This window comes from Kitasatospora sp. NPDC059722 (genome assembly GCF_042733235.1).
In the GTDB taxonomy this organism is placed as follows: Bacteria; Actinomycetota; Actinomycetes; order Streptomycetales; family Streptomycetaceae; genus Kitasatospora.
In genome coordinates this window covers 16,935-42,675 of sequence record NZ_JBHWGD010000046.1, presented here as the reverse complement: position 1 = coordinate 42,675, position 25,741 = coordinate 16,935, and the positions used below count along the sequence as shown (strand labels likewise).

The following is a 25,741-nucleotide window of genomic DNA, read 5'->3' as shown; positions in this document are numbered from 1 at the left end:
CCCGGTGGGCCGACCATAGGAGCCGTGACGATGCCTCGTCAGCCGATCTGAGCGGAACTTGAGCATCACGAAACGGCCACACGGCGCTCGCAAGCTGTTCGTCCGGCCGCGATCGGGGCACGGTTGACGTGGACGGCGCCCGCGCGGTGCGTCCCGCGGGGCCCCGCCGCGCGGCCGAACCTGGCGTCCGGCGGCCCGCTGGCCCATACTGCGCAGGACCGGGACCGACCGAGCGGCCCCGGTGATCACCGCCCGGGGGAGTCCCCGGGGCCCCTGGAGACGTCGGGGAACGGGGAAGGAGGAGACATGCGACTACTGCTCGTCGAGGACGACGAACGCGTGGCCGCCGCGCTGGTCGCGGTGCTGGGACGGCACGGGTTCCAGGTCCGGCACGCCCGCAGCGGGCACGAGGCCCTGGACGCGCTGGTGCCGGACGGCAACGAGCCGTACCGGGTGGTGTTGCTCGACCTCGGGCTGCCCGACCGCGACGGCTTCGAGGTGTGCAGCCGGATCCGGGCCGGCAGCGGCGTTCCGGTGATCATGGTCACCGCCCGGGCCGACATCCGCTCCCGGATCCACGGCCTCAACCTCGGCGCCGACGACTACGTCACCAAGCCGTACGACATGGGCGAACTGCTCGCCCGCATCCACGCCGTCGCCCGCCGCGGCGCCGCGCCCTCCGCCGCCTCGCCAGCCGCGCCCGACGCGGTCCCGCAGCAGCGCGGTCCGCTGGAGTCCCGCGGCATACGGATCGACCGGGAGCGCCGCCGGGTCAGCGTGGACGGCCGCGACGTGCCGCTCACCCGCAAGGAGTTCGACCTGCTCGCGCTGCTCGCCCAGAGCCCCGGCGTGGTCTACCGCCGCGAGCAGATCTTCAGCGAGGTGTGGCGCAGCGGCTGGGAGGGCAACGGCCGCACGCTGGAGGTCCACATCGGCTCGCTGCGCAACAAGCTCGCCCTGCCCGGCCTGGTCGAGGCCGTGCGCGGCGTCGGCTACCGGCTGATCCCCGAGTGCCCGGCGGCCGCCCCGGACGCGCCCCCGGCCGGCGCGGAGCACTGACCGTACGTGCGTAATCGCCTGCTCGGCATCCTGCTCGCCCTGATGGTCTGCGTCCTGGCCGCCCTCGGGCTGCCGCTCGCGGCGGCGGTCGCGGCGGCCCAGCAGACCAAGGTGGTCGTCGACCGGCTCGACGACGCCGCCCGCTTCGCCCAGGACCTGCCCACCTCCGGCACCTCGGACGCGGCGCGCAAGGGCGACCCGGGGCCCGCCCCCGGCGACCTCAGCCGGCGCAACGCGATCGACGCCGAGGTCGCCCGCTACTACGACCTGTACGGCGTGCGCCTCGGCATCTTCCAGCGCGACGGCGTCCCGATCGCCGCCGCGCCGAAGAACTGGACGGTGCCCTCCGGCGGCTCCGGCGCCCAGGCCTTCCAGGAGGCGCTGGACGGGCGGCGCAGCCACAACCCGCCCCAGGTCTGGCCGTGGACCGGTGACCGCACGGTCATCGTCGCAGCCCCGGTGGTGCGCGACGGCGACGTCGTCGCCGTGGTGCTCAGCGAGTCGCCGACCGGGGCGCTGCGCACCCGGATCCTGCACAGCTGGCTGGTGATCGGGGCCGGCGAGGCCGCCGCGATGATCGTCGCCGTGCTGCTCGCCGTCCGGCTCACCGAGTGGGTGCTGCGCCCGGTGCGCACCCTGGACCGGGCCACCCACGACATCGCCACCGGCCGGATGAACGCCCGGGTCGCCCCCGGCGGCGGCCCGCCCGAACTGCAGCGGCTGGCGCACTCGTTCAACGAGATGGCCGACCACGTCGTGCTCGCCCTGGACCAGCAGAAGGCCTTCGTCGCGGACGCCTCCCACCAACTGCGCAACCCGCTGGCCGCGCTGCTGCTGCGGGTCGAGGTGCTCGGCCTGGAACTGCCCGAGGGGCACGAGGAGGAGCTGGGCGTCGTCCGCGAGGAGGGCGCCCGGCTGGCCCGGGTGCTGGACGACCTGCTCGGCCTCGCCACCGCCGAGCACGCCCGCCCCGAACCCGAGCCGACCGACCTCGCCGCGCTCACCCTCGCCCGGGTCGACGCCTGGCGGACGGTGGCCGTGCAGCGCGGCATCGAGCTGCGCTGGGACGGCCCGGCGCTCGCGCTCGGCATGGCCGACCCGATCGGCTTCGGCTCGGCGCTGGACGCGGTCCTGGACAACGCGCTCAAGTTCTCCCCGGAGGGCAGCCGGGTGCGGCTGCGGGTCGCGGTGCGGCGCGACGAGGTCGCGGTGACGGTCAGCGACGCCGGGCCGGGCCTCACCGAGGAGGAGGTCTCCCGGGCGGGCGACCGGTTCTGGCGCAGCCCGCGGCACCAGAACGTGGACGGCTCCGGGCTCGGCCTGTCGATCGCCCGCACCCTGCTGCTGGCGGGCGGCGGTTCGCTCGGCTTCGCCCCGGTCAAGCCGACCGGGCTCGCGGTGACCCTGGCCGTGCCCCGCCCGGGGAAGCAGTAGTCGGGGAAGCAGTGGTCGCGGACGCGCCAGGTCAGGGCTTGACCGAGCGGTAGTAGCGCATCGCGCCCTCGTGGAGGGGGAGCGGGTCGGTGTACACGGCGGTGCGCAGGTCGACCAGCTGGGCGGCGTGGACCTGGGCGCCGATCTGGTCGCGGCTGTCGATCACCGCCTCGGTCATGCCCTGGACCAGGCCGGGGTCGACGTCGTCCCGGGTGATCAGCAGGTTGGGCACCGCCACGGTGGCGACGGCGTCCTGCGGCTCGGCGTTCGGGTAGGTGCCCTTGGGCATGGTGGCCGCCCGGTAGGCGTCGGTGCCGCCGCCCTCGGCCTTGTGGAGCTGCTCGGACAGGTCGGCCAGCGGGACGATCCTGATCCGGACGTGGTCGGAGAGGTCGGTCAGCGCGCTGGTGGGCAGGCCGCCGGACCAGAAGAAGGCGTCCACCCTGCCCTCGCGCAGGTCGTCGGCGGCGTCGCCGACCCCGTCCGGCACGCCCTTGATGTCCCGGTCCGGGTCCAGGCCGGCGGCGGTCAGCAGCCGCCTGGTCACCAGGTTCACCCCGGACTGCGGCAGGCCCACGCCCACCCGCAGGCCCTTGAGGTCGGCGGTGCGCTGGACCGGCGAGGAGGCCGGGACGATCAGCTGGAGGTAGTCGTCGTAGAGCCGGGCGATCGCCCGCAGCCGGTCCTTGCCGGGCCCCTGGTAGTCGGCGACGGCGTCGGCCGTCGCTATGGCGAACTGGTCCCGGCCGTCGGCCACCCGCTTCAGGTTCTCGACCGAGCCGTCGGTGTTGTCCAGCGCCAGCCGTACCCCGGGCATCGACTTGGCGACGTGCGCCTGCAGCAGCTGCCCGTACCGGTCGTAGACCCCGCGCTGCACGCCCGTCGCGAAGTGCGTCTCCCCGCGCGGGTAGCCGGGCGAGCGGCCCGCCGAGAGCCACCACCCGCCGAGTCCCGCCAGCAGCAGGGCCAGTACCAGGACCGTCCGCCACAGCGGGCTTCGGGCGGCCGCGCGGAGCACGGCGCCCGGACGTGAGGGAACGGTGGGGGTCATGCAGGGATAGTGCCAGGCGCCCCGGCAGAACGGGAGGGGCCGCGGGGCCGCCGTCCGTGAAAACGCCCTTCACGCGTGCCCGTACCCTGGTCTGGTGAGCGGTGAGAGCGGATTGAAGAGCTACAAGGTCGTCACGCACGGCTGTCAGATGAACGTCCACGACTCCGAGCGCCTGTCCGGGCTGCTGGAGGAGGCGGGCTACGTCAAGGCCGGGCCCGAGGGCGACCCGGACCTGGTGGTGTTCAACACCTGCGCGGTGCGCGAGAACGCCGACAACAAGCTGTACGGCAACCTCGGGCAGCTCGCGCCGGCCAAGGGCCGCAACCAGGGCATGCAGATCGCCGTCGGCGGCTGCCTCGCGCAGAAGGACCGCGACACCATCGTCCAGCGCGCCCCCTGGGTCGACGTGGTGTTCGGCACCCACAACATCGGCCACCTGCCGGCGCTCCTGGAGCGGGCCGCAGTCGAGAAGAAGGCCCAGGTCGAGATCCTGGAGTCGCTGGAGACCTTCCCCTCCACGCTGCCCACCCGCCGCGAGTCCGCCTACGCCGCCTGGGTCTCGATCTCGGTCGGCTGCAACAACACCTGCACCTTCTGCATCGTGCCCGCGCTGCGCGGCAAGGAGGAGGACCGCCGCCCCGGCGACGTCCTCGCCGAGATCGAGGCGCTGGTGGACGAGGGCGTCATCGAGGTGACCCTGCTCGGCCAGAACGTCAACGCCTACGGCTCCGACCTGGGCGACCGCGAGGCCTTCTCCAAGCTGCTGCGCGCCGCCGGCCAGGTCGAGGGCCTGGAGCGGATCCGCTTCACCTCCCCGCACCCGCGCGACTTCACCGACGACGTCATCGCCGCGATGGCCGAGACGCCGAACGTGATGCACCAGCTGCACATGCCGCTGCAGTCCGGCTCGGACCGCGTCCTCAAGGCGATGCGCCGCTCCTACCGGCAGGACCGTTTCCTCGGGATCATCCGCAAGGTCCGCGAGGCCATGCCGGACGCGGCCATCTCCACCGACATCATCGTGGGCTTCCCCGGCGAGACCGAGGAGGACTTCGAGGAGACGATGCACGTCGTCCGCGAGGCGCGCTTCACCAACGCGTTCACCTTCCAGTACTCCAAGCGCCCCGGCACCCCGGCCGCGGAGATGGCGGACCAGGTGCCGAAGGCCGTCGTGCAGGCCCGCTACGACCGGCTCATCGCGCTCCAGGAGGAGATCTCCTGGGACGAGAACAAGAAGCAGGTCGGCCGCACGCTGGAGATCCTGGTCGCCGAGGGCGAGGGCAAGAAGGACGGCAAGACCGACCGCCTCTCCGGACGCGCCCCCGACAACCGCCTCGTGCACTTCAACCCGAGGCTTCGAGGGTTGAACGACGAGCACAGCACGCGGCCCGCCGAGCCGGTGCGCCCGGGTGACGTGGTGACCGTCGAGATCACCTACGCCGCCCCGCACCACCTGCTGGCCGAGGGCCCGGCCCTCGCCGTGCGCCGCACCCGCGCGGGCGACGCGTGGGAGAAGCGCCAGGCCAAGCCCGCCGCCAAGCCGGCCGGCGTGATGCTCGGCCTGCCGAGCATCGGCGCCCCGGCGGCGCTGCCGCTCGCGGCCCCGGCGGGCGGCTGCTGCGGGGACTGACGCCCGCCCCGCCCGCCCCCGCGAAGGACGCTCCGGCGGCCCGGCAGGACCTTCGGGTCCCGCCGGGCCGCCGTGCTTCTCGGCTGGTGCCGTGGCCGGGCGTCGCAACACGGCGGACCTGTCCGGCCACGGCACTAGAGTGATCCACATGCTGGTAGCCGCCGCCGTGTGCCCCTGTCCGCCGCTGCTCGTCCCCGAGGTCGCCGCCGGGGCGGCGAGCGAACTGGACGCGCTGCGGGCCGCCTGCGACGAGGCACTGGCGGCGCTGGTCGCGGCCGGGCCGGAACTGGTCGTGGTGGTCGGCGCCGGGCCCGGGGCCGAGGTGTGGACCGAGGGCGGGGCGGGCTCCTTCCGCCGCTACGGGGTGCCGCTGGTGGCCAAGCTGCCGGGCGGCCGGGTCGAGGGGCCGGAGCTCGCGCCCTCGCTGACCGTCGGGGCGTGGCTGCTGGAGCGCGCCGGGGTGACCCTGCCGACGCACGCCTGCGCCGTGCCCGAGGACGCCCCCGCCGACCGCATGCTCGGGCTGGGCCAGGGCCTGGCCGGGCTGGCCGACCGGGTCGCCCTGCTGGTGCTCGGCGGCGGCAGCGCCTGCCGCACGGTGAAGGCGCCCGGCTACCTGGACGAGCGCGCCGAGGGCTACGACGCGGCGCTGGCCGCCGCCCTGGGCTCGGCCGACCTCCCCGCCCTGGCCGCGCTGGACGCCGCCCTGGCCGCCGAACTGAAGGCCGACGGCCGGGCGCCCTGGCAGGTGCTGGCCGGCGCCGCCGAGGGCGCCGGCCTCACCGCGCGGCTCGGCTACCAGGACGCGCCGTACGGCGTCGGGTACTTCGTGGCGTCCTGGAGCTGATCACCGCCGCACCCGCGCTCAGGCGTGCGGCGCCCGGCCGTTGCCGCCGGTTCCCTCCTCGCCGGGCTCCGGCTTGTGGGCGAAGTCGTCGACCGCGCCCTTGGCCTTGCTGGCACCGTGCTCGATCTTGTCGCTGTACTTGCCCTTGGTCGCCTTGTCGATGGCGCCGCCGGCCTTGTCCACCATGCTGTCGATCTGGTCGTGGTGCTTGCCGGCGAGCTCGCTGGCGCGCTCCTTGAGCTCCTCGGCCTTGCCCTTGAGGTTGTCCATCAGGCCCATGGCGATCTCCTTCTCTCCCTGTTTCCTGCCCAACGTCCGGGAGGGGTAAAGCGTTCGCAAACCGGACCAGGGCCTGGAAACAGCCGGAAACAGTCATATCGTCGCGCAATCGGGGGCGGGAGGCAGCCCGGTGCCCGGTCCCACGGCGGTTTTGCGAGACTGGAGCGGTGAGCAGCTCCCGCACCGTCCAGCCCCCCGTCGTGTCGATCGTCGGGGCGACCGCCGCCGGCAAGTCCGACCTCGCCGTGGCCGTCGCCCGCAGCCTCGGCGGCGAGATCATCAACACCGACTCGATGCAGCTCTACCGGGGCATGGACATCGGCACCGCCAAGCTCACGACGGACGAGCGGGGCGGGATCCCGCACCACCTGATGGACGTCTGGGACGTCACCGAGGCCGCCAGCGTCGCCGAGTACCAGCGGCTGGCCCGCGCCGAGATCGACCGGCTGCTCGCCGCCGGGCGGGCCGCGGTGCTGGTCGGCGGCTCCGGGCTGTACGTCCGGGCGGCGATCGACGAGATGGAGTTCCCCGGCACCGACCCGGCCGTCCGCGCCCGGCTGGAGGCGGAGCTCGCCGAGGCCGGCCCGTACGCGCTGCACCGGCGGCTGGCCGGGCTCGACCCGGCGGCGGCCGAGGCGATCCTGATCGGCAACGGGCGGCGGATCGTCCGCGCGCTGGAGGTCATCGAGATCACCGGGCAGCCGTTCACCGCCAACCTGCCGAGCAACACCGCCGTCTACGACGCCGTGCAGATCGGCGTCGCGGTGCCGCGCCCCGAGCTGGACGAGCGGATCGCCCTGCGCGTCGACCGGATGTGGGAGGCCGGGCTGCTCGACGAGGTGCGCGCGCTCGAACGGGTCGGGCTGCGGGAGGGCAGGACCGCCTCCCGGGCGCTCGGGTACCAGCAGGTGCTCGACCACTTCGCCGGCGAGTGCACCGAGGACGAGGCGAAGGCCGAAACCGTGCGGGCCACCAAGCGCTTCGCCCGCCGCCAGGAGTCCTGGTTCCGCCGGGACGACCGGATCCACTGGCTCTCCCGCCCGGCCGGCACCGACCCGGTCGAGCTGCTGGAACGTTCCCTTGAGCTGATCGGGCGTCAGCGCGCGTCGGCCGCGTAGGCGGGATCCGGCCACTTCGGCGGTGCAGCTGCGCGAGCACGTGGCCGTGCAGGACCAACCGGGGGTTACGGCCCGATCACGTGATGGCCACGGATCACCCGCCGACCCCGGAGAGGCCCGGAACGCACCTCTGGACATGCCATCATCGGTGTCATAAGGGTCGGCCCGGGCGGGCCGGCCGTACCGGCCGCGAGTCCGCTCGTGTCGAACTGTCAGGGGAGGCCGTGTGTCGACGGGTACCGGCCCCGAGTCCGGCCAGAGCGGGAGCGTCACCGCACCGGCCGACGAGTTCGACGAGTCGACGATGGGTGACCTCCCCGTGCTGACCGGCCTGGACGCGCCCACCTCCTACGCCGTCGCGCTGCCCACGCTGGACACCAGCGGCCCGGCCGGCGCGGTGCACGAGCGGGAGATCCGCCCGCGGCGCCGGCTGCGGTGGTGGCAGACGCTGCCGATCGCGCTGCTCGGCACCCTCGGCTCGCTGATGTTCAGCTTCCCGCTCGCCTTCGGCTCCGCCGGGGCGCGGGCGACCATGGTCGGGATGCTCGGCCTGCTGCTCACCGCCGCCTCCGTCGGCTGGGGTGCGATGGCCGCCCGTCACGCCGGGTACAAGTGGCCGGGCCTGCCGCGCCGGGGCTCCGGGAAGCGGGCCGGGTGGAAGGCGATCGTCGTCTACACCCTGATCGCGCTCGCCGCCTGCGCCCTCGCCGTCTGGCGGGTCGCCCACCTCCGCTAGGGCCGAGGCACCAGCCCGACGGGCCGCCCGCCCCGACCGGCCTCCCGCCCTCCTCAGTACCATCGGGAGGGTGAGCGCATCCTCTTCGCAGCCGGCCGGCATCCCCTTCCTCAAGGGGCACGGCACCCAGAACGACTTCGTCATCGTCCCCGACCCCGACGGCCGGCTGGCGATCGGCCCGCAGGCCGTCGCGGCGCTGTGCGACCGGCGGGCGGGCATCGGCGGTGACGGCCTGCTGCGCGTGGTGCGCTCCGCCGCCGAGCCGGCCGCCGCGGACCTCGCCGACCGGGCCGAGTGGTTCATGGACTACCGCAACTCCGACGGCAGCATCGCCGAGATGTGCGGCAACGGCCTGCGGGTCTTCGCCCGCTACCTGGTCGAGGCCGGCCACGCCAAGCCCGGCGAGATCTCGGTGGCCACCCGGGCCGGGGTGCTGACCGCGCGGGTCGCCGAGGACGCCGAGGACGGCACGGCCGGCGAGATCACCATCGACATGGGCCGCGCGAGGCTGCCCGGGCCGGACGGCATCGAGGTCGCCGTCGGCGAGCGGCGCTGGCCCGCGCTGAACGTCAACATGGGCAACCCGCACGCCGTCGCCTTCGTCGAGAGCCTCGACCACGCGGGCGACCTGCTGCGCCCGCCGCTCACCAGCCCCGAGGGCGCCTACCCCGAGGGCGTCAACGTCGAGTTCGTGGTGGACCGCGGGCCGCAGCACGTCGCCATGCGGGTGCACGAGCGCGGCTCCGGCGAGACGCTGTCCTGCGGCACCGGCGCGTGCGCCGTCGCGGTGGCCTCGATCCGGCGCGACGGCCTCGACCCGGCGGTCACCGGCGAGGCGGCGACCTACGCGGTGGACCTGCCCGGCGGGCGGCTGACGATCACCGAGCACCCCGACGGCCTGGTGCAGATGACCGGCGCCGCGGTGATCGTGGCGGCCGGCGAGATCGACCCCCGGTGGTGGGCGGCACTGACCGGCTGAGGGCCCGGTTTGCCCATTTCGTACGGTGACGAATCCCCCCGATCGAGTGATACCGGTCGCAGAGGGGAAGCGAGGCATCGCGCAACGTGCTGTGCTCGGTAGCATGGATCACCGGGTCGGCGCCCCTCGTCGGGGCGGCCGCCGGTGACCGTCGCCGGAGGTGCCATGACCATCGAAGCCGGACAACCGCTCGGGCCGCCGACAAGCACGCGGCAGGCCGGGGTCCTGCGGCCCCTGGGCGGCCTCGGCCGGGCCGCGCTCGGCCGCGCCGGGCGGGCCGCCCTGCTGGCCACCGGCCGCCAGCCGGTGCCGGACGCGCTCGAACCGCTCGTCCGGGCCCACCGCGGGCACCATCCGCAGGCCGACCTCGGACTGCTCGCGCGCGCCTACCGGCTGGCCGAGGCCAGCCACCGCGGGCAGAAGCGCAAGAGCGGCGAGCCGTACATCACCCACCCGCTGGCCGTCACCATGATCCTGGCCCAACTCGGCGCCGGGACCACGACGTTGGTCGCCTCGCTGCTCCACGACACGGTGGAGGACACCGAGTTGACGCTGGATCAGGTGAGCGCCGGGTTCGGGCCCGAAGTCGCCTACCTGGTCGACGGGGTGACGAAACTGGAGAAGGTCGACTTCGGCGCCGCGGCCGAGGCCGAGACCTTCCGCAAGATGCTGGTCGCCACCGGGGACGACGTCCGGGTGATGGTGATCAAGCTCGCCGACCGGCTGCACAACATGCGCACCATCCGGCACATGAAGCCGGCCAGCCAGGTGCGGATCGCCAAGGTCACCCGGGACGTGCTGATCCCGCTGGCCGAGCGGCTCGGCATCCAGGTGCTCAAGGCGGAGCTGGAGGACATCGTCTTCGCCACCCTGCACCCCGAGGAGCACACCCGCACCCGCACCCTGATGGCCGGTCACGAGGGTGAGCCGGACACCCTGCTGGAGCCCTTCGCGCGGCTGCTGGCCCGGCAGCTGGCCGAGACCGGGGTCGCCGCCGAGGTCACCGTCCGGCCGCGGCACTGCGTCTCGCTGCACCGGGTGCTGCTCAAGCGGGCCGCCGCGCCCGGGGCGGACGGGCGGCCGCAGGGGCCGCAGCCGGCCGACTTCGGCCGGCTGCTGGTGGTCGTCGAGGAGAACGCCGACTGCTACGCCGTGCTCGGCGAGCTGCACACCTGCTGGACGCCGCTGCCCGGCGAGTTCAAGGACTTCGTCGCCGCCCCCAAGTTCAACCTGTACCAGTCGCTGCACACCGCGGTCGCGCTGGAGGGCGGCGTGGTGGTCGAGGTGCTGGTGCGCACGCGGCGGATGCACGAAGTGGCCGAGACCGGGGTGGTCGCCCTCGGCGACCCGGAGCCCGCCGCCGCCGTCCAGGACGCCGACGAGCTCGACCGCACCGACCCGGCCAGGCCCGGCTGGCTCAGCCGGCTGCTGGAGTGGCAGCAGGAGACGCCCGACCCGGACGCGTTCTGGTCGGCGCTCACCGCCGACCTGGCCGGCGACCGGGAGATCACGGTCGTGACGGAGTGCGGCGAAACGCTTCAGCTGCGGGCCGGCGCCACCTGCGTGGACGCCGCCTACCTGCTCGGCGAGGACACCGGGCACCGGTGCATCGGCGTGCGGGTCAACGGCCGGCTCACCGCGCTGTCCACCGTCCTCCAGGACGGCGACCTGCTCGCCGTGCTCACCGAGACCGTGCCCGCCGGGGCCGGGCCGCGCGCCGCCGAGCCCTCCGGGCCCGCGCCCGAGTGGCTCGCCCACGCCCGCACCCCGGCCGCCCGCCTCGCCATCGAGCGCTGGCTGGCCGACCACCCGGCCCGGCTGCCGGCGGTCCGCACCGGCCCCTCCGCCGGGCAGCCCGCCCCGCCGGCGCACCGCACCGCCGAGCGCCGGGCCGCCCCGGTCGCGGTGGCCGGGCGGCCGGGGGCGCCGGTACGGCTGGCCCGCTGCTGCACGCCGGTGCCGCCGGACGAGGTGACCGGCTACCCGATCCGCGGCGGCACCGTCGCCGTGCACCGCACCGGCTGTCCGGCGGGGGAGCGGATGCGGACCGCCGGACGCGGCACGCTGGAGGTCCGCTGGCGGGCCGACGGCACCCCGGCCGACGGCTACCGGGCCACCCTGCGGGCCGAGGCCCTGAACCGGCCCCGGCTGCTCGCCGACCTGACCGCGGCGATCTCCGCCGAGGACGTCGGCATCGTCTCGGCCGAGGTCGAGCCGCCCCAGGAGCTGCGGGTGCGGCACACCTACACCGTCGAGCTGCCCGCCCCGGCCGCCCTGCCCGGCCTGATGCGGGCCATGCTCCGGGTCTCCGGCGTGTACGACGTCAGCCGCCCGCACGCCCCCGAGGACGGCACGGCCGGAAGAAATGGGGGTGACCGGCCCGCGCCGGGCGTGGGACCATCGAGGGGAATGCGCGGCAGGTCCACGGCGTTCACCGGGCAGAGGAGCTCCGGTACCGTCCACGGGCCGTCGCCGAAGCCACCCAGCGACCAAAGGACAGAATGACCTCCACGTTCGACACCCGCGACCCCGCCGACGCCCCGCGCCGCCTCGACGGTCTGCGAGCGGAAGCCCTCATGGACGAGGACCTCGCGGCCATCGACGAGGACCTCGGCCGGCACTACGACGGAGACCAGTACGACCGCAGCGAGCGCGCCGCGCTGCGCCGCGTCGCCGGTCTCTCCACCGAGCTCCAGGACGTCACCGAGGTCGAGTACCGCCAGCTCCGCCTGGAGCGCGTGGTGCTCGTCGGTGTCTGGACGGACGGGACGCTGGAGGAGGCGGAGAACTCGATGGCCGAGCTCGCCGCCCTCGCCGAGACCGCCGGCTCCGAGGTCCTGGACGGTGTGATCCAGCGCCGTGACAAGCCCGACGCCGCGACCTACATCGGCTCCGGCAAGGCGAAGGAGCTGCGAGACATCGTCGCCTCCACCGGCGCCGACACCGTCGTCTGCGACGGTGAGCTCACCCCCGGCCAGCTGATCCAGCTGGAGGACGTGGTCAAGGTCAAGGTCGTCGACCGGACGGCCCTGATCCTCGACATCTTCGCCCAGCACGCCAAGTCCCGCGAGGGCAAGGCGCAGGTCTCGCTCGCGCAGATGCAGTACATGCTGCCGCGCCTGCGCGGCTGGGGCCAGTCGCTCTCCCGGCAGATGGGTGGTGGTGGCTCCGGCTCGTCCGGCGGCGGCATGGCCACCCGTGGCCCCGGTGAGACCAAGATCGAGACCGACCGGCGCCGGATCCGCGAGAAGATGGCGAAGCTCCGCAAGGAGATCGCCGACATGAAGAAGGGCCGCGACACCAAGCGCCAGGAGCGCAGGCGCAACCAGGTGCCGTCGGTGGCCATCGCCGGGTACACCAACGCCGGCAAGTCCTCCCTGCTCAACCGGCTCACCGGGGCGGGCGTCCTGGTGGAGAACTCGCTGTTCGCCACCCTGGACCCGACCGTGCGCCGGGCGCAGACGCCCAGCGGGCGGGTCTACACGCTGGCCGACACCGTCGGCTTCGTCCGGCACCTGCCGCACCACCTGGTCGAGGCGTTCCGCTCCACCATGGAGGAGGTCGCCGACGCGGACCTCATCCTGCACGTGGTGGACGGTTCGCACCCCGAGCCGGAGACGCAGCTGGCCGCCGTGCGCGAGGTCATCGTCTCGGTGGACGCGCAGAACGTCCCCGAGATCGTGGTGATCAACAAGGCGGACGCCGCCGACCCGCACGTGCTGCAGCGCCTGCTGCGCCGCGAGCCGCACGCCATCGTGGTGTCGGCCCGCAGCGGCGCGGGCATCGAGGAACTGCTGAAGCTCATCGACGACGAGCTGCCGCGCCCGGCCGTCGAGGTGCGGGCCCTGGTGCCCTACACCCAGGGCGGTCTGGTCTCCCGGGTGCACGCGGAGGGCGAGCTGCTCTCCACCGAGCACACCGGCGAGGGCACGCTGCTGCACGCCAAGGTGCCGGTCGAGCTGGCCGCGGAGCTGGAGCGCTTCGCGGTGGCCCTGCGGGGCTGACCGGCCCCTCGTGACGTGCGAAGGCCCCCGGACGGGGTTCCGTCCGGGGGCCTTCGCACGTCATCGGACGTTCTTGGCGAAGTACTCGAAGGCCTGCTTCGCCTGGTCCTGGAGCGAGGGGCCGGCCAGGTACCCGGTCGGGTTGCGGTCGCCGACCGAGGTGACGCTGATCAGGTTGGGCTTGCCGTCCTTGACGATGAACCAGCCGCCGCCGTCGGCGCCGCCGGTCATGGTGCAGCCGATCGCGTACATCGGCGGGCGGGCCCGGTCGAAGGACAGCCGGGCCGGCGCGGCCGGCGCGTCGCAGTGGTCGAGCTCCGCACCGTCGAACGGCTTCTCGGCGGGGTAGCCGTAGGCGGACGCCGAGGTGATCTGCTCGCGCGGGGCGTTGAACCAGACCGGGACCGAGCCGCCGACCGTCTCCTCCAACGACCGGCCGGAGCCGCTCTCGTCGCGCACCCGGACGATCCCGTAGTCGTACTGGTCGTGGGCGCCGGTGCCGCTCTCCTTGAGCCAGGTCGGCGAGACCAGCGCGCGCACCGCCGTCCAGCGGCCGTACGGGGACACCTGCTGGTCGGTGGCCGGCTTCCCGCGGCCGGCCTGGCCGTCGCGGTTGTAGCCGGGCACGAAGGTGACGTTCCGCAGCCAGGCGCCGCCCTTGCCGTCGTGCAGGCAGTGGGCGGCGGTGTAGACGAGGTCGCTGCGGCCCGGGGCGGCCGGGTCGGAGACCACCGTGCCGGAGCACGCGGCGTCGCCCCCGGGCGCGGTCACGAAGAGCCTGCCGACCACGGCGGCGGCGGGGCCGTACGGGTGCGGCTGCGCCTGGGCCGGGACCGGGGCCGGGGGAGCGTCCTGCGGCGCGTCGCCCTGGGCGGCGGTGCGCGGGGCCTCCGGGACGGGCCGGCCCTTGGCGGCCTCCATCCTGGTGCGGGACCAGAAGCCCGGGGGCACCTCGTTGGCGAAGGCGCTGTCGGCGACGAAGCGGGCCCAGTCGTCGACCTTCCAGCCGGCCAGGTCGCCGGGACTGGTCGGCGGCGCCGGCCTGGCGAGGGTGGCCGGCGCGCTCGCGGCGCTCCCGGCGGTCCGGTCCGGCCCGCAGGCGGTCGCGGTGAGGGCGAGCGCGGCGAGCGCCGCGGCGCCGGCCAGTGCGGCCCGGCGCCGCGGCACGCGTCCGCGGGTGGTGTACGGCACGGTGCATCGTCCCCGGCGGTGGGTGAACGCGGTCACTGCTTCCTGGAGATCCAGTCCAGGGCGTTCTTGGCGACCGTCTCCAGGTACGGGCCGCTCAGCGAGGTGTGCTCCTGGGTGCCGATCGAGGTGTTGCTGACCAGCGCCGTCCGCCCGTCGGGCATGGTGGCGAACCAGCCGCCGCCGCTGGCGCCCTGGGTCATGTTGCAGCCGATGGTGAGCATCGACGGCCGCTTCGGGTCGAAGGACAGGCGGGTCGGCTTCCCGCCGTCGCACTTGTACAGCTCCTGGCCGTCGAACGGCTTGTAGAGCGGGTAGCCGACGGCCGAGACGGAGAGCCGGTCGCGCGGGGCGTCGAACCAGACCGGGACGGCCGAACCGACCGTCTCCTCCAGCGACTTGCCGGTGCCGCTCTGGTTGCTCACGTGCATGATCGCGAAGTCGTACTGGCTGGCGGAGTCCCCGGTGCCGCCGCCCTCGACCACCCACTGCGGCGAGGTGGTGACCTGGTCGGCCCACCAGGTGCCGAGCGGGGCCAGCTCGGACAGCGGGGCCTTCTTGCCGCCGCTGGAGGCGCCCGAGTTGTTGTAGGCGGGCACGAACACGAGGTCCTTGTAGTAGTTGCCGCCCTTGCCCTCGTGCACGCAGTGGCCGGCTGTCCAGACCAGGTTGCTCTTGCCCGGGTGCTGCGGGTCGGTGATGACCGTCGCCGAGCAGTTGCCCCGGCCGCCCTGGGCGCTGAAGAACACCTTGCCGGAGGGCTGCTTGGTGTACGGGCGCGGCACCGGCACGGCCTTGACCACCGGCGGCTCGGGGTCGGTCACGCCGTCGTCGGCGGCCGGCTTGGCGGTGGGCGGGGCCGGGTCGGCCGGCTTGGAGTCGCCCATCTTGTCCGGGTTCCAGAAGTCCTTCACGACCGGGTTGTTGAAGACGTGCTTGGACGCCCAGTTGTCCCAGTCCTCGAACTTCCACTTCTTCAGGTCGTCCCAGCTCTTGGGCAGGCCCTCCAGCAGGCTGGTGGGGATGCCCGAGGGCAGCGTGATCCCGCCGATGACGCCGCCGCCGGGGGCGGGGCTGCCGGGGCCGCTCGCCGAGGCGGGCGGCGGTGCGGCGGTGTCCGTGCCGGTGGCCGAGGACGGGCCGTCCGGGCCGCAGGCGCTCACCGCGAACAGGGTGCCGGCGGCGAGGACGGCTGCGACGGCGGACCGGTGGATCGATGGCATCTGTGCGCTTCCCCCTGTGGATCGGTGCGTGGACGGGACGGTGGTTCGTGGACGGGACGGTCCGGGGTAGGAGTCTTCCACTGGTCGGGAGGACGGCGCCGGGCGCCCCCGGGTTGCGGCTCCTGAGCGGTGGTCACCGATCCGTGACGAAGCCTCCACAGGAGCCACCGGTACAACCGGGCCTCCTCCCCGGCGGTGAACAATCACCGATCTTCACCCGGACGAGTGAGCCGTCCTTGTGATCACCCGTCAGGGATAGGTAACCCTTACCTGACGCGACGGTGCGAGCGCCCGCCGAACCCCCCTCCGCCATCCGCGCGCGTCCGCACCCCACGCGTCCCGAGGAGCACCCTTGAGCACCGCCGCCCTGACCGGAGCCCCGCCCGAAACGCTGCCGCCCGCGGCCCGGCCGGCCGGGCCCGACCCGCTGCTGCACCCCGACCCCGCCGTCGCCGCCGAACAGGCCGCGCTGGAGGCCCTGTTGCGCTGCTGGACGCGCGAGACCGGCGCCCGCCCGGGACCGGACGGCCGACTGCGGATCGCCGTGCTCGGCGGCGCCGCACGGCTCTCCGCGCCCGTCCGCCACTGGTCGCCCGGCGGCTGGCACCGCTTCGGCCCGGCCCGCCTCGGCGCCGGCGACGGCGCCCCCGACGCCCCGGTGGACGCCGTCACCGCCGCCGCGCTGCTCGCCGCCGCGGCCGCCGACCGGCCCGACCCCGGACAGGTCGCCGACCTCGCCGCCCGGGTCGCCGACTCCGTCGTGCGCACCGCCGAGATCCTCGCCCACCGCCGCACCGGCGCCGCGCCCGGCGGACCGGAAGGCTCCCACTTCCTCGCCGCCGAACAGTCCCTGCTGCTCGGCCACCCCCTGCACCCCACCCCCAAGAGTCGCGACGGCCTCGGCCCGGCCCAGAGCGCCGCCTACTCGCCCGAACTGCACGGCTCCTTCCAACTCCACTGGTACGCCGTCGACCGGGCCCTGCTCGCCGCCGGATCCGCCCTCCCCGAGACCGCCGAGCGGATCACCGCCCGCCTGCTCGGCGACCGCGCCCCGCTGCCGCCCGGCACCGCCGCCCTGCCCCTGCACCCCTGGCAGGCCCGCGAGCTGGCCCACCGCCCGGCCGTCGCCGCCCTGCTCGCCGAAGGACTCCTGCACGACCTCGGCCCGGCCGGCGACCCCTGGTACCCCACCTCGTCGGTGCGCACCGTCTACCGGCCCGGCACCCCGTGGATGCTCAAGCTCTCGCTCGGCCTGCGGATCACCAACTCCCGCCGGGAGAACCTGCGCAAGGAGCTCCACCGCGGCCTGGAGGTGCACCGGCTGCTGGAGAGCGGCCTCGCCGCCGAGTGGCGGGCCGCCCACCCGGGCTTCGACGTCGTCCGCGACCCCGCCTGGATCGGCGTCGACCACCCCACCCTCGGCGACCCCGGCGGCCTGGACACCGTCCTGCGCGCCCAGCCCTTCGCCCCCGCCGACCGCGCGCTGTGCGTCGCCGGGCTCGTCGCCGAACAGCCGCTCGGCACCGGCACCACCGTGCCGTCCCGGCTCGGCGACACCCTCCGGGCGCTCGCCGTGCGCTGCGGCCGCCCGCTGCGCACCGTGACCGCTGAATGGTTCCTGCGCTACCTGGACGCCGTCGTGCTCCCCGTCCTGTGGCTGGACGGCCGAGGCGGCATCGCCCTGGAGGCGCACCAGCAGAACAGCCTCGTCCTGCTCGACGCCGAAGGCTGGCCCCGCGGCGGGCGCTACCGCGACAACCAGGGCTACTACTACCGGGAGAGCGCCCGCGAGCGGCTCACCGCCCGGCTGCCCGGCCTCGGCGAGCACAGCGACACCTTCCTCCCGGACGACGTGATCGACCACCACTTCGCCTACTACCTCGGCATCAACCACGTGCTCGGCCTGGTCGGCGCGCTCGGCTCCCAGGGGCTCGCCGACGAAACGGTGCTGCTCGCCGCGCTGCGCCGCTTCCTCACCGGACCGCAGGCGACCGCCACCGGCTCGACGCTGCCCGCCCTGCTGCTCGACGCGCCGACGCTGCCCTGCAAGGCCAACCTGCTCACCCGGATCAACGGCCTGGACGAGCTGGTCGGCCCGGTCGCCACGCAGTCCGTCTACGTGGACATCCCCAACCCCCTGGCGGACGCGTGCGTGAGCGAGCGGTGGGGGTCCCCCCGGCCGGAGGCTGGGGGAGAGTGAACCAGGAAGAGGTGCGCGTGGGCGAATGCCCCCGCCGAGCGATGGGGGTACCTCCCAGCCGCCAGGGCTGGGGGAGAGGCGGAGGCATGATGCTCGACGACGTGCCCGGGTGGGGCGAGACCCCCACCCCGGCCGGCGGGTTCCGGCTCCGCCCGGTCCGGCTGCCCGCCGACCTCGACCTGCTCGCCGGCTGGATGAACGACCCCGAGGTCGCCGCCTTCTGGGAGCTCGCCGGCCCGCCCGCCGTCACCGCGGAGCACGTCCGGGCCCAGCTCGACGGCGACGGGCGCAGCGTGCCCTGCCTGGGCCTGCTCGACGGCACCCCGATGAGCTACTGGGAGGTCTACCGCGCCGACCTCGACCCGCTCGCCGCGCACTACCCGGCCCGGCCCCACGACACCGGCGTCCATCTGCTGCTCGGCCCCGCCGCGAGCCGCGGCCGGGGCCTGGGCGCCGTCCTGCTGGCCGCCCTCGCCGACCGGATCCTGCGGCAACGGCCGCGCTGTGAACGGGTGGTGGCCGAACCCGACGTCCGCAACCGGCGCTCGGTCCGGGCCTTCGAACGCGCCGGGTTCCGCCCGGCCGGCGAGCTCGACCTGCCCGCCAAGCGCGCCGCCCTGATGATCCGCGACCGCGCCCCACTCCCCGCCTAGGACACCCCCGTGCACTCCTCGACCCCCCAGCCGCCGTACGACCTGCTCGGCGTGGGCATCGGCCCGTTCAACCTCTCGCTCGCCGCGCTCGCCGAGCCCGTCCCCGGCCTGCGGACGCTCTTCTGCGACCAGCGCCCGGAGTTCCGCTGGCACCCGGGGATGCTGGTCGACGGGGCCCGGATGCAGGTGCCGTTCCTCGCCGACCTGGTCTCCCTGGTCGACCCGACCAACCGGTGGTCCTTCCTCAACTACCTGCGCGACCAGGAACGGCTGTTCCCGTTCTACTTCGCCGAGCGCTTCCAGCTGCCGCGCCGCGAGTACGACCACTACTGCCGCTGGGCCGCCGAACGGCTCGGCACCTGCCGGTTCGGCACCGAGGTCAGCGAACTGCACTGGGAGGACGGCCTGTTCCGGGCCGAGCTGACCGACACCGCGACCGGCCGGCGCAGCCGCGTGCACGCCCGCAACCTCGCGCTCGGCGTCGGCACCCGGCCCGTCCTGCCCGAGGCCTTCGCCGCCCTCGACGGCCACCCCGGGGCGTTCCACTCCGCCGACTACCTCGACCGGCGGGCCGCCCTCGGCGGCGCCCGGGACATCACCGTCGTCGGCAGCGGCCAGTCCGGCGCCGAGGTCTTCCTCGACCTGCTGCGCCGCCACGACGGCGACGGCGTCCGGCTGCGCTGGCTCACCCGCACCCGGGCCCTCGCGCCCATGGAGTACTCCAAGCTCGGGCTGGAGCACTTCACCCCCGACTACACCCGGTACTTCCACGGCCTGCCCGAGCCCGTCCGGGACACCCTGGTCGCCGCCCAGTGGCAGCTCCACAAGGCCGCCAGCGCCGAGACCCTCGCCGAGATCCACGACCACCTCTACGAGCGGACCATCGGCCGCCCGATCGACACCGCCCCGGTCGAGATCACCCCCGGCACCGCCGTCACCGAGGCCGGGACCGGGCCCTGCGGCGGCCTCGAACTGCGCTGCCGGCACACCGACTCCGGCGCCGAGCACCTCGTGCGCACCGACGCCGTGGTGCTCGCCACCGGCTACCGGGCCGCCCGCCCGGCCGCGCTCGAACCGCTCGCCCACCTGATCGACTGGGACGCGGCCGGGCGCTACCGGGTCGACCCGGACCACCGCGTCGCCACCCGGCCCGAACTCACCGGCGGCCTCTACGTCCAGAACGCCGAACTGCACACCCACGGCGTCGGCACCCCCGACCTCGGACTCGGCGCCCACCGCGCCGCCGTCATCCTCAACGCCGTCACCGGCCGCACCGTCCACCGGCTGCCCACCCGCACCGCGTGGACCGGCTTCGCGCCGCCCGTCCCCGCCTTCCCCCACCCCCAGGAGCTGACCCGTGCCGCAACCGCCGGCCGCTGAACCGCCGCTCTACCTGCCGCCGCAGCTCACCCCCGGGCCCTGGCAGCGGGCCGGGCGCGCGCTGCTGGCCAAGATGCTCGGCGAGTTCGCCTACGAGGAACTGCTCACCCCGGTCCCCGTCCCGGACGCGGACGACGAGTACCTGCTCGGGCTGCCCGAGGCCGAGTACCGCTTCACCGCCCGCCGCGGCGCCTACGGCAGCTGGCGGGTCGACCCGGACTCCGTCCGCTGCGACCGCGAGGACGGCCTCGACCCGCTGCGCTTCCTCCCGTACGCCCGGCACACCCTCGGCCTGCGCGGCGAGACCACCGGCCACCTGATCCGCGAGCTCACCGCCACCCTCACCGCCGACGCGCACCAGCTGACCACCGCGCTCACCGCCGCCGAACTCGCCGACCTCGACCACACCGCGCTGGAGGGCCGCCAGGAGGGCCACCCCTGGATCGTCCCCAACAAGGGCCGGATCGGCTTCTCCGCCGCCGACGCCGCCCACTGGGCCCCCGAGGCGCGCACCCCGCGCCCGCTGCCCTGGATCGCCGTCCACCGCCGGCTCGCCCGCTACCGCGGCGTGCCCGGCCTCGAACGGCCCGAGCAGCTCTACGCCCGCGAGCTCGACGACCCCGGCGCGCTGCGCGCCGCGCTCGGCCCCGACGCCGACGACTACCTGCTGCTGCCCGTCCACCCCTGGCAGTGGGACGAGACGGTCGTCCCGCTGTTCGCGCCCTGGATCGCCTCCGGCGAGATCGTCCCGCTGCCCTCCGACGGCGACCCACGGCTGCCCCAGCAGTCCATCCGCTCCTTCTTCAACACCGCCCACCCCGAACGCTGCACCGTCAAACTGCCGCTCTCCATCCTCAACACCCTGGTCTGGCGCGGGCTGCCGGTGGAACGCACCCTCGCCGCGCCCGCCGTCACCGCCTGGATCCACCGCCTGCGCGACGCGGACCCGTTCCTGCGCGACGAGTGCCGGGTGATCCTGCTCGGCGAGATCGCCTCCGTCACCGTCGACCACCCGCTCTACCGCGACCTGCCCGAGGCGCCCTACCAGTACAAGGAGCTCCTCGGCGCGATCTGGCGCGAACCGCTCGGCCCCTTCCTGGACGGCGGCGAACGCGCCCGCACCCTCGCGTCCCTCCTGCAGACCGGCTCCGACGGCCGCGCCCTCGCCGCCGAGCTGATCGCCCGCTCCGGGCTCGCCCCCGCCGAGTGGACCCGCCGGCTGTTCGCCGCCATGCTGCCGCCGCTGCTGCACTTCCTCTACCGCTACGGGCTGGTCTTCTCCCCGCACGGCGAGAACGCCATCGTCGTCTTCGACGCGCAGAACGCCCCGGCCCGGCTCGCGGTCAAGGACTTCGTCGACGACGTCAACCTGAGCGACGAGGACCTGCCCGAACTGCGCGACCTGCCCGCCGACGTCGACGACGTCCTGCTCCGCGAGCCCCCGCAGGGCCTGTGCCAGTTCCTCCACTCCGGGCTCTTCATCGGCGTCTACCGCTACCTCGCCCCACTCCTGGAGGCGCAGACCGGCCTGCCCGAGGCCGACTTCTGGGCCCTCCTGCGCGACGAGATCGCCCGCCACCAGGACCGCTTCCCCGAGCTGCGCGAGCGCTTCGAGCTGTTCGACCTCCTCACCCCGCGGATCGACCGGCTCTGCCTCAACCGCAACCGGCTCCTCCTCGACGGCTACCAGGACCGCCCGCACCGGCCGCACGCCGCCCGGCACGGCACGGTGCCCAACGCCCTCGTCACCCCCGGCGCGGATCTTCCGGGGCGACGCGACCGGATTGTCACCCCCGCGCCGTAGGGTGGGAGGGTCATGACGAACGACTCCCAAACCCAGCTCCCCGGCGAGGACGCACCCGCCCCGGCCGAGACCGGGGAAGCCGTCGCGGTCCCCCGCTCGCGCATCCCCGAGCTGCTCCACGCCGCCGTCGAGTCCGTCGGCGGCGTGGAACGCCCCGGTCAGGTGAAGATGGCCGAGGCCGTCGCCGACGCGGTCGACAACGCCGAGCACCTGCTCGTCCAGGCCGGCACCGGCACCGGCAAGTCCCTCGCGTACCTGGTGCCGGCCCTCGCGCACGGGGACCGCGTCGTGGTCGCCACCGCCACCCTGGCGCTCCAACGCCAGCTGGTCGAACGCGACTTGCCGCGCACGGTCGACGCGCTGCACCCGGTGCTGCGCCGCCGGCCGCTGTTCGCGATGCTCAAGGGCCGCTCCAACTACCTGTGCCTGCACCGGGCCAACGAGGGCACCCCGAGCGACGAGGGCGAGGGCCTGTTCGACGCCGCCGAGGCGCTCGGCGGGCCGGCCAGCAAGCTCGGGCAGGAGGTGCTGCGGCTGCGCGAGTGGGCGGACGAGACCGAGACCGGCGACCGCGACGACATGAGCCCCGGCGTGTCCGACCGGGCCTGGTCCCAGCTGTCGGTCACGTCCAAGGAGTGCCTGGGCGCGACGCGTTGCGCGTACGGGCAGGAGTGCTTCGCGGAGAAGGCCAGGGAGCGGGCCAAGCTCGCGGACGTCGTCGTCACCAACCACGCGATGCTCGCGATCGACGCGATCGAGGGCGCGCCGGTGCTGCCCGAGCACGGGCTGCTGATCGTCGACGAGGCGCACGAACTGGTCAACCGGGTCACCGGCGCGGCCACCGCCGAGCTGACCGTCGGCGCCGTCAACCGGGCGGTCAAGCGGGCCGCGCGGCTCGCCAACGAGAAGGCCGTCGACGCGCTCCAGGCCGCGGCCGAGAACTACCACGGCCTGATGGAGACCGCCCAGCCCGGCCGGGTCGAGGAACTGCCCGAGTACCTGGCGTACGCCGTCACGGCCATCCGGGACTCCGCCCGGCAGGTGATCACCTCGCTCGGCGAGACCAGGGACAAGGGGCTCACCGACGAGGACGCGGTCCGCAAGCAGGCCATGGCCTCGGTGGAGACGGTCCACGAGACCGCCGAGCGGCTGCTGGAGGACTCCGAGTACGACGTGGTCTGGATCGAGCGCAACGACCGCTTCGGGATGGGCACGGCCTCGCTGCGGGTCGCGCCGCTGAGCGTCTCCGGGCTGCTGCGCGAGGGCCTCTACAAGGAGCGCTCGGTCGTCCTGACCTCGGCCACGCTCAAGCTCGGCGGGGACTTCAACGGCGTGGCCGGCTCGGTCGGCCTGCCCTCGGAGGCCCGGCTGCCGGACGAGCGCACGCCCGGGGACAACCCGGACGCCGGCGCCGGCTTCGGCGAGGACGCGGTGCCGCACTGGCGCGGCATCGACGTCGGTTCGCCGTTCAAGTACCCCAAGCAGGGCATCCTGTACGTCGCCAAGCACCTCTCCGAGCCCGGCCGCGACCCCGAACGGCCGGACATGCTCGACGAGTTGGCGGAGCTGATCGGCGCGGCCGGCGGCCGGACGCTGGGCCTCTTCTCCTCGATGCGCGGCGCGCAGGCCGCCGCCGAGGCGATGCGCGAGCGGCTGGACAACCGGATCCTGCTCCAGGGCGAGGACACCCTGGGCGAGTTGATCCGCGAGTTCGCCTCGGACGCGACCACCTGCCTGTTCGGCACGCTCTCGCTCTGGCAGGGCGTCGACGTGCCCGGCTCGGCCTGCCAGCTGGTGGTGATGGACCGCATCCCGTTCCCCCGGCCGGACGACCCGTTGATGAGCGCCCGCCAGAAGGACGTCGAACAGCGCGGCGGGAACGGCTTCATGGCGGTCGCGGCGACGCACGCGGCGCTGCTGATGGCGCAGGGCGCGGGCCGGCTGGTCCGCGCGGCCGACGACCGCGGCATCGTGGCGGTGCTCGACCCGCGGGTGGCGACCAAGCGCTACGGGGGCTTCTTCCGCTCCTCGATGCCGGAGTTCTGGTACACGACGGACCGCAACCAGGTGCGCCGCTCGCTGGCGGCGATCGACGCCTCGGCGGCGCCGGTCAGGCCGGTGGTGAAGCGCGGCTCGTAGGCCGCTCGCGGGCCCCTTGCAGGATTCGGGGAACGCCGGAGGGGCTCCCCGCGCGAACGCGGTGGAGCCCCTTCCCGGTGCGTGCGGGCGGACCCGCTCAGAGGCGGCGCAGGACCGCCACCACCTTGCCCAGGATGGTCGCGTTGTCGCCGTTGATCGGCTCGTAGGCGGGGTTGTGCGGCATCAGCCAGATCCGGCCGTCCTCGCGCTTGAGCCGCTTGACGGTGGCCTCGCCGTCGATCATCGCGGCCACGATGTCGCCGTTCTCGGCGACCGGCTGGCGGCGCACGGTGACCCAGTCGCCGTCGCAGATGGCCGCCTCGATCATCGAGTCGCCGCGCACGGTGAGCGCGAACAGCTCGCCCTCGCCGACCAGTTGGCGCGGCAGCGGGAAGACGTCCTCGACCGTCTGCTCGGCCAGGATCGGACCGCCGGCGGCGATCCGGCCGACCAGCGGGACGTACGAGGTCGACGGCCGGCCGGCCGTCTCGGCGGTGTTCGGGCGGGCCACCTCGACGCCGCGGACCTCGTAGGCGCGCGGGCGGTGCGGGTCCCGGCGCAGGAAGCCCTTGCGCTCCAGGGCCATCAGCTGGTGGGCGACCGAGGAGGTGCTGGACAGGCCGACGGCCTGGCCGATCTCGCGCATGGACGGCGGGTAGCCCCGGCGCTGGACGGAATCCCGGATGACCTCGATGACGCGGCGCTGGCGCTCGGTGAGCCCGGCCTCGTCGGTGCGGATCCCGGGGGGGCGGCCGGGCATCGCCCGCGCGGGCGCGGGGTGGGCCTCGTCCAGGACGGGGGAGTGTTCGATCGGCTGATCGGGGACGCGGCTCGCGCTGGAAACGGCCGGGCCGGAGAGGCGGTGGTCTTCGCTACGGTCCATGCTGACGTCCACACTCTGCTGATTCGTGGTGCGCTGCCCCACCTTGAACTGGGAGTGTTCCTGCACCGGGATGGTGTTGCTTTCGATGGTGTTCACGGCGGCCCCTCTCGACGGCTGTCCTCTCCCTTTTCCAGCCCAACGCACCCCGTATCGAAAGGTTGCGCCAAACACACGTTCGAGTGAATTATTCGAGAGTTGGCTGACTCGATCAAGGCTTTGTTGTACATCGATCGAATGTTCGACAAGAACTCGACTTCCGCAGTCTAATCGGCGTCGACACGCCAGGGGTGTCGCTTCCCCCCGAGGCCTACATCTAGTGGCTACAGTCCTCTCCGTGCCCAGTGGTAGTGGTCACGGCGCATGATCAGCTTGCCGAGGCCCGGGGCACATCGCATAGACTCGACCCAGTCCGCACGTCCTGCCAGGGAGGGATCCTTCAGGTGCACTGCCCCTTCTGCCGGCACTCCGACAGCCGCGTCGTCGACAGCCGGACCACCGAGGACGGCAGCTCGATCCGCCGTCGCCGGCAGTGCCCGGACTGCGGCCGCCGCTTCACCACCGTGGAGACGGCCGCGCTGATGGTCATCAAGCGCAGTGGGGTCACCGAGCCGTTCTCCCGGGAGAAGGTCATCTCCGGCGTCCGCAAGGCCTGCCAGGGCCGCCCGGTCACCGAGGACGCCCTCGCCCTGCTCGGCCAGCGGGTCGAGGAGTGCGTGCGCGCCACCGGCAACGCCGAGCTGACCACCCACGACGTCGGGCTGGCCATACTCGGCCCGCTCAAGGAACTCGACGTGGTCGCCTACCTGCGCTTCGCCAGCGTGTACCAGGCGTACGACGGACTGGAAGACTTCGAGGCCGCCATCGCGGAGATCCGCGCCGGACGGCCCGCCGAGGCGGAGGGCGCCTGCGTGCCCGTTGCCGCCGCCGCGCCCTAGGAGGCGCCCCCCACCCGGCCCCACGGGGCCGGGCCGTGCCACGACGGCCCTCCGGGGCCCACGCGTGCCCGGAATCCGGGCACAGAACATCACAAACCGTGCGCAAGCGGGCGAGGCTCTCGCCTGCCCGCACACCGGAAGAACGAACCAGCGGTGCCCGGACTTTTCGGGGTACCACGGGCGTTTGCCCAGGAGTCGG

Annotated in this window: 20 protein-coding genes; 15 read left to right on the top strand and 5 right to left on the bottom strand. The window is 74.3% G+C overall.

All coding sequences use genetic code 11. From position 1 onward, the window contains the following. The first annotated feature begins 306 nt into the window (after positions 1-306). Positions 307-1,059: a response regulator transcription factor gene (locus ACFV4F_RS26620; RefSeq protein WP_380445400.1), complete on the top strand. Its 753-nt coding sequence runs from the start codon at positions 307-309 to the stop codon at positions 1,057-1,059. A gap of 6 nt (positions 1,060-1,065) precedes the next feature. Next, a complete protein-coding gene (locus tag ACFV4F_RS26615; RefSeq protein ID WP_380445401.1) occupies positions 1,066-2,493 on the top strand; it encodes a sensor histidine kinase in 1,428 nt (475 codons plus the stop codon). A gap of 31 nt (positions 2,494-2,524) precedes the next feature. On the opposite strand, the gene ACFV4F_RS26610 is transcribed toward ACFV4F_RS26615, so the two are convergent. Beyond that, on the bottom strand, positions 2,525-3,544 hold the full coding sequence (locus ACFV4F_RS26610; RefSeq protein WP_380445402.1) for a TAXI family TRAP transporter solute-binding subunit: 1,020 nt from the start codon (positions 3,542-3,544) through the stop codon (positions 2,525-2,527). A gap of 94 nt (positions 3,545-3,638) precedes the next feature. Here ACFV4F_RS26610 and miaB point away from each other — a divergent pair, with 94 nt between their 5' ends. Continuing rightward, entirely contained in the window at positions 3,639-5,174 is a 1,536-nt protein-coding gene (gene miaB, locus ACFV4F_RS26605) for a tRNA (N6-isopentenyl adenosine(37)-C2)-methylthiotransferase MiaB (protein WP_380498306.1), read from the top strand. 148 nt (positions 5,175-5,322) lie between these two features. Beyond that, positions 5,323-6,021: a hypothetical protein gene (locus ACFV4F_RS26600; protein ID WP_380448749.1), complete on the top strand. Its 699-nt coding sequence runs from the start codon at positions 5,323-5,325 to the stop codon at positions 6,019-6,021. Positions 6,022-6,039: 18 nt separating this feature from the next. Here ACFV4F_RS26600 and ACFV4F_RS26595 read toward each other — a convergent pair whose 3' ends face one another. Next, on the bottom strand, positions 6,040-6,300 hold the full coding sequence (locus tag ACFV4F_RS26595; protein ID WP_380448751.1) for an antitoxin: 261 nt from the start codon (positions 6,298-6,300) through the stop codon (positions 6,040-6,042). Positions 6,301-6,467: 167 nt separating this feature from the next. Between ACFV4F_RS26595 and miaA the strand changes: the two genes are divergently transcribed. The 5 genes from miaA to hflX all read left to right on the top strand — a co-directional run bounded on the left by miaA (position 6,468) and on the right by hflX (position 13,137). Next, a complete protein-coding gene (gene miaA, locus ACFV4F_RS26590) occupies positions 6,468-7,418 on the top strand; it encodes a tRNA (adenosine(37)-N6)-dimethylallyltransferase MiaA (protein WP_380448754.1) in 951 nt (316 codons plus the stop codon). Between the two features lie 226 nt (positions 7,419-7,644). Further along, entirely contained in the window at positions 7,645-8,154 is a 510-nt protein-coding gene (locus ACFV4F_RS26585; protein WP_359964880.1) for a hypothetical protein, read from the top strand. A gap of 70 nt (positions 8,155-8,224) precedes the next feature. Further along, positions 8,225-9,133, top strand: coding sequence for a diaminopimelate epimerase (dapF, locus tag ACFV4F_RS26580; protein ID WP_380506049.1), 909 nt, complete (start codon positions 8,225-8,227; stop codon positions 9,131-9,133). Between the two features lie 165 nt (positions 9,134-9,298). Continuing rightward, complete coding sequence (locus ACFV4F_RS26575) at positions 9,299-11,638, top strand: RelA/SpoT family protein (protein ID WP_380506046.1); 2,340 nt, start codon at positions 9,299-9,301, stop codon at positions 11,636-11,638. Then, positions 11,635-13,137, top strand: a complete 1,503-nt coding sequence (gene hflX / locus ACFV4F_RS26570; protein ID WP_380448761.1) for a GTPase HflX — start codon at positions 11,635-11,637, stop codon at positions 13,135-13,137. The genes ACFV4F_RS26575 and hflX overlap by 4 nt, the downstream gene beginning before the upstream one ends. 60 nt (positions 13,138-13,197) lie before the next feature. Here hflX and ACFV4F_RS26565 read toward each other — a convergent pair whose 3' ends face one another. Together ACFV4F_RS26565 and ACFV4F_RS26560 are read right to left on the bottom strand one after the other, a co-directional pair. Continuing rightward, a complete protein-coding gene (locus tag ACFV4F_RS26565) occupies positions 13,198-14,328 on the bottom strand; it encodes a trypsin-like serine peptidase (RefSeq protein ID WP_380439456.1) in 1,131 nt (376 codons plus the stop codon). 32 nt (positions 14,329-14,360) lie between these two features. After that, positions 14,361-15,548 (bottom strand): trypsin-like serine peptidase, encoded by a 1,188-nt coding sequence (locus ACFV4F_RS26560; protein ID WP_380439458.1) that lies wholly within the window; start codon positions 15,546-15,548, stop codon positions 14,361-14,363. A 352-nt stretch (positions 15,549-15,900) separates the two neighbouring features. Between ACFV4F_RS26560 and ACFV4F_RS26555 the strand changes: the two genes are divergently transcribed. From ACFV4F_RS26555 to ACFV4F_RS26535, 5 genes are read left to right on the top strand one after another with little or no spacing between them, the layout of a single operon-like run. Beyond that, positions 15,901-17,748, top strand: a complete 1,848-nt coding sequence (locus tag ACFV4F_RS26555) for an IucA/IucC family protein (RefSeq protein ID WP_380506043.1) — start codon at positions 15,901-15,903, stop codon at positions 17,746-17,748. A 41-nt stretch (positions 17,749-17,789) separates the two neighbouring features. Beyond that, entirely contained in the window at positions 17,790-18,401 is a 612-nt protein-coding gene (locus tag ACFV4F_RS26550; RefSeq protein ID WP_380506040.1) for a GNAT family N-acetyltransferase, read from the top strand. Positions 18,402-18,410: 9 nt separating this feature from the next. Beyond that, positions 18,411-19,781 (top strand): lysine N(6)-hydroxylase/L-ornithine N(5)-oxygenase family protein, encoded by a 1,371-nt coding sequence (locus tag ACFV4F_RS26545; RefSeq protein WP_380506037.1) that lies wholly within the window; start codon positions 18,411-18,413, stop codon positions 19,779-19,781. After that, a complete protein-coding gene (locus ACFV4F_RS26540) occupies positions 19,759-21,585 on the top strand; it encodes an IucA/IucC family protein (protein ID WP_380506034.1) in 1,827 nt (608 codons plus the stop codon). The genes ACFV4F_RS26545 and ACFV4F_RS26540 overlap by 23 nt, the downstream gene beginning before the upstream one ends. A gap of 12 nt (positions 21,586-21,597) precedes the next feature. Further along, positions 21,598-23,724, top strand: coding sequence for an ATP-dependent DNA helicase (locus tag ACFV4F_RS26535; protein ID WP_380439468.1), 2,127 nt, complete (start codon positions 21,598-21,600; stop codon positions 23,722-23,724). A gap of 97 nt (positions 23,725-23,821) precedes the next feature. On the opposite strand, the gene lexA is transcribed toward ACFV4F_RS26535, so the two are convergent. Continuing rightward, entirely contained in the window at positions 23,822-24,484 is a 663-nt protein-coding gene (lexA, locus tag ACFV4F_RS26530; RefSeq protein ID WP_224281048.1) for a transcriptional repressor LexA, read from the bottom strand. 563 nt (positions 24,485-25,047) lie between these two features. Here lexA and nrdR point away from each other — a divergent pair. Then, positions 25,048-25,542, top strand: coding sequence for a transcriptional regulator NrdR (gene nrdR, locus ACFV4F_RS26525; RefSeq protein WP_363651086.1), 495 nt, complete (start codon positions 25,048-25,050; stop codon positions 25,540-25,542). Positions 25,543-25,741: the final 199 nt, after the last annotated feature.

What these genes read in the sequence shown, in the direction of transcription:
- ACFV4F_RS26620 (WP_380445400.1), top strand. Translation starts at nt 307, where the DNA reads ATGCGACTACTGCTCGTCGAGGACGACGAACGCGTGGCCGCCGCGCTG.
- ACFV4F_RS26610 (WP_380445402.1), bottom strand. Translation starts at nt 3,544, where the DNA reads ATGACCCCCACCGTTCCCTCACGTCCGGGCGCCGTGCTCCGCGCGGCC.
- ACFV4F_RS26600 (WP_380448749.1), top strand. Translation starts at nt 5,323, where the DNA reads ATGCTGGTAGCCGCCGCCGTGTGCCCCTGTCCGCCGCTGCTCGTCCCC.
- ACFV4F_RS26595 (WP_380448751.1), bottom strand. Translation starts at nt 6,300, where the DNA reads ATGGGCCTGATGGACAACCTCAAGGGCAAGGCCGAGGAGCTCAAGGAG.
- ACFV4F_RS26575 (WP_380506046.1), top strand. Translation starts at nt 9,299, where the DNA reads ATGACCATCGAAGCCGGACAACCGCTCGGGCCGCCGACAAGCACGCGG.
- hflX (WP_380448761.1), top strand. Translation starts at nt 11,635, where the DNA reads ATGACCTCCACGTTCGACACCCGCGACCCCGCCGACGCCCCGCGCCGC.
- ACFV4F_RS26560 (WP_380439458.1), bottom strand. Translation starts at nt 15,548, where the DNA reads ATGCCATCGATCCACCGGTCCGCCGTCGCAGCCGTCCTCGCCGCCGGC.
- ACFV4F_RS26550 (WP_380506040.1), top strand. Translation starts at nt 17,790, where the DNA reads ATGGGGGTACCTCCCAGCCGCCAGGGCTGGGGGAGAGGCGGAGGCATG.
- ACFV4F_RS26535 (WP_380439468.1), top strand. Translation starts at nt 21,598, where the DNA reads ATGACGAACGACTCCCAAACCCAGCTCCCCGGCGAGGACGCACCCGCC.
- lexA (WP_224281048.1), bottom strand. Translation starts at nt 24,484, where the DNA reads ATGCCCGGCCGCCCCCCCGGGATCCGCACCGACGAGGCCGGGCTCACC.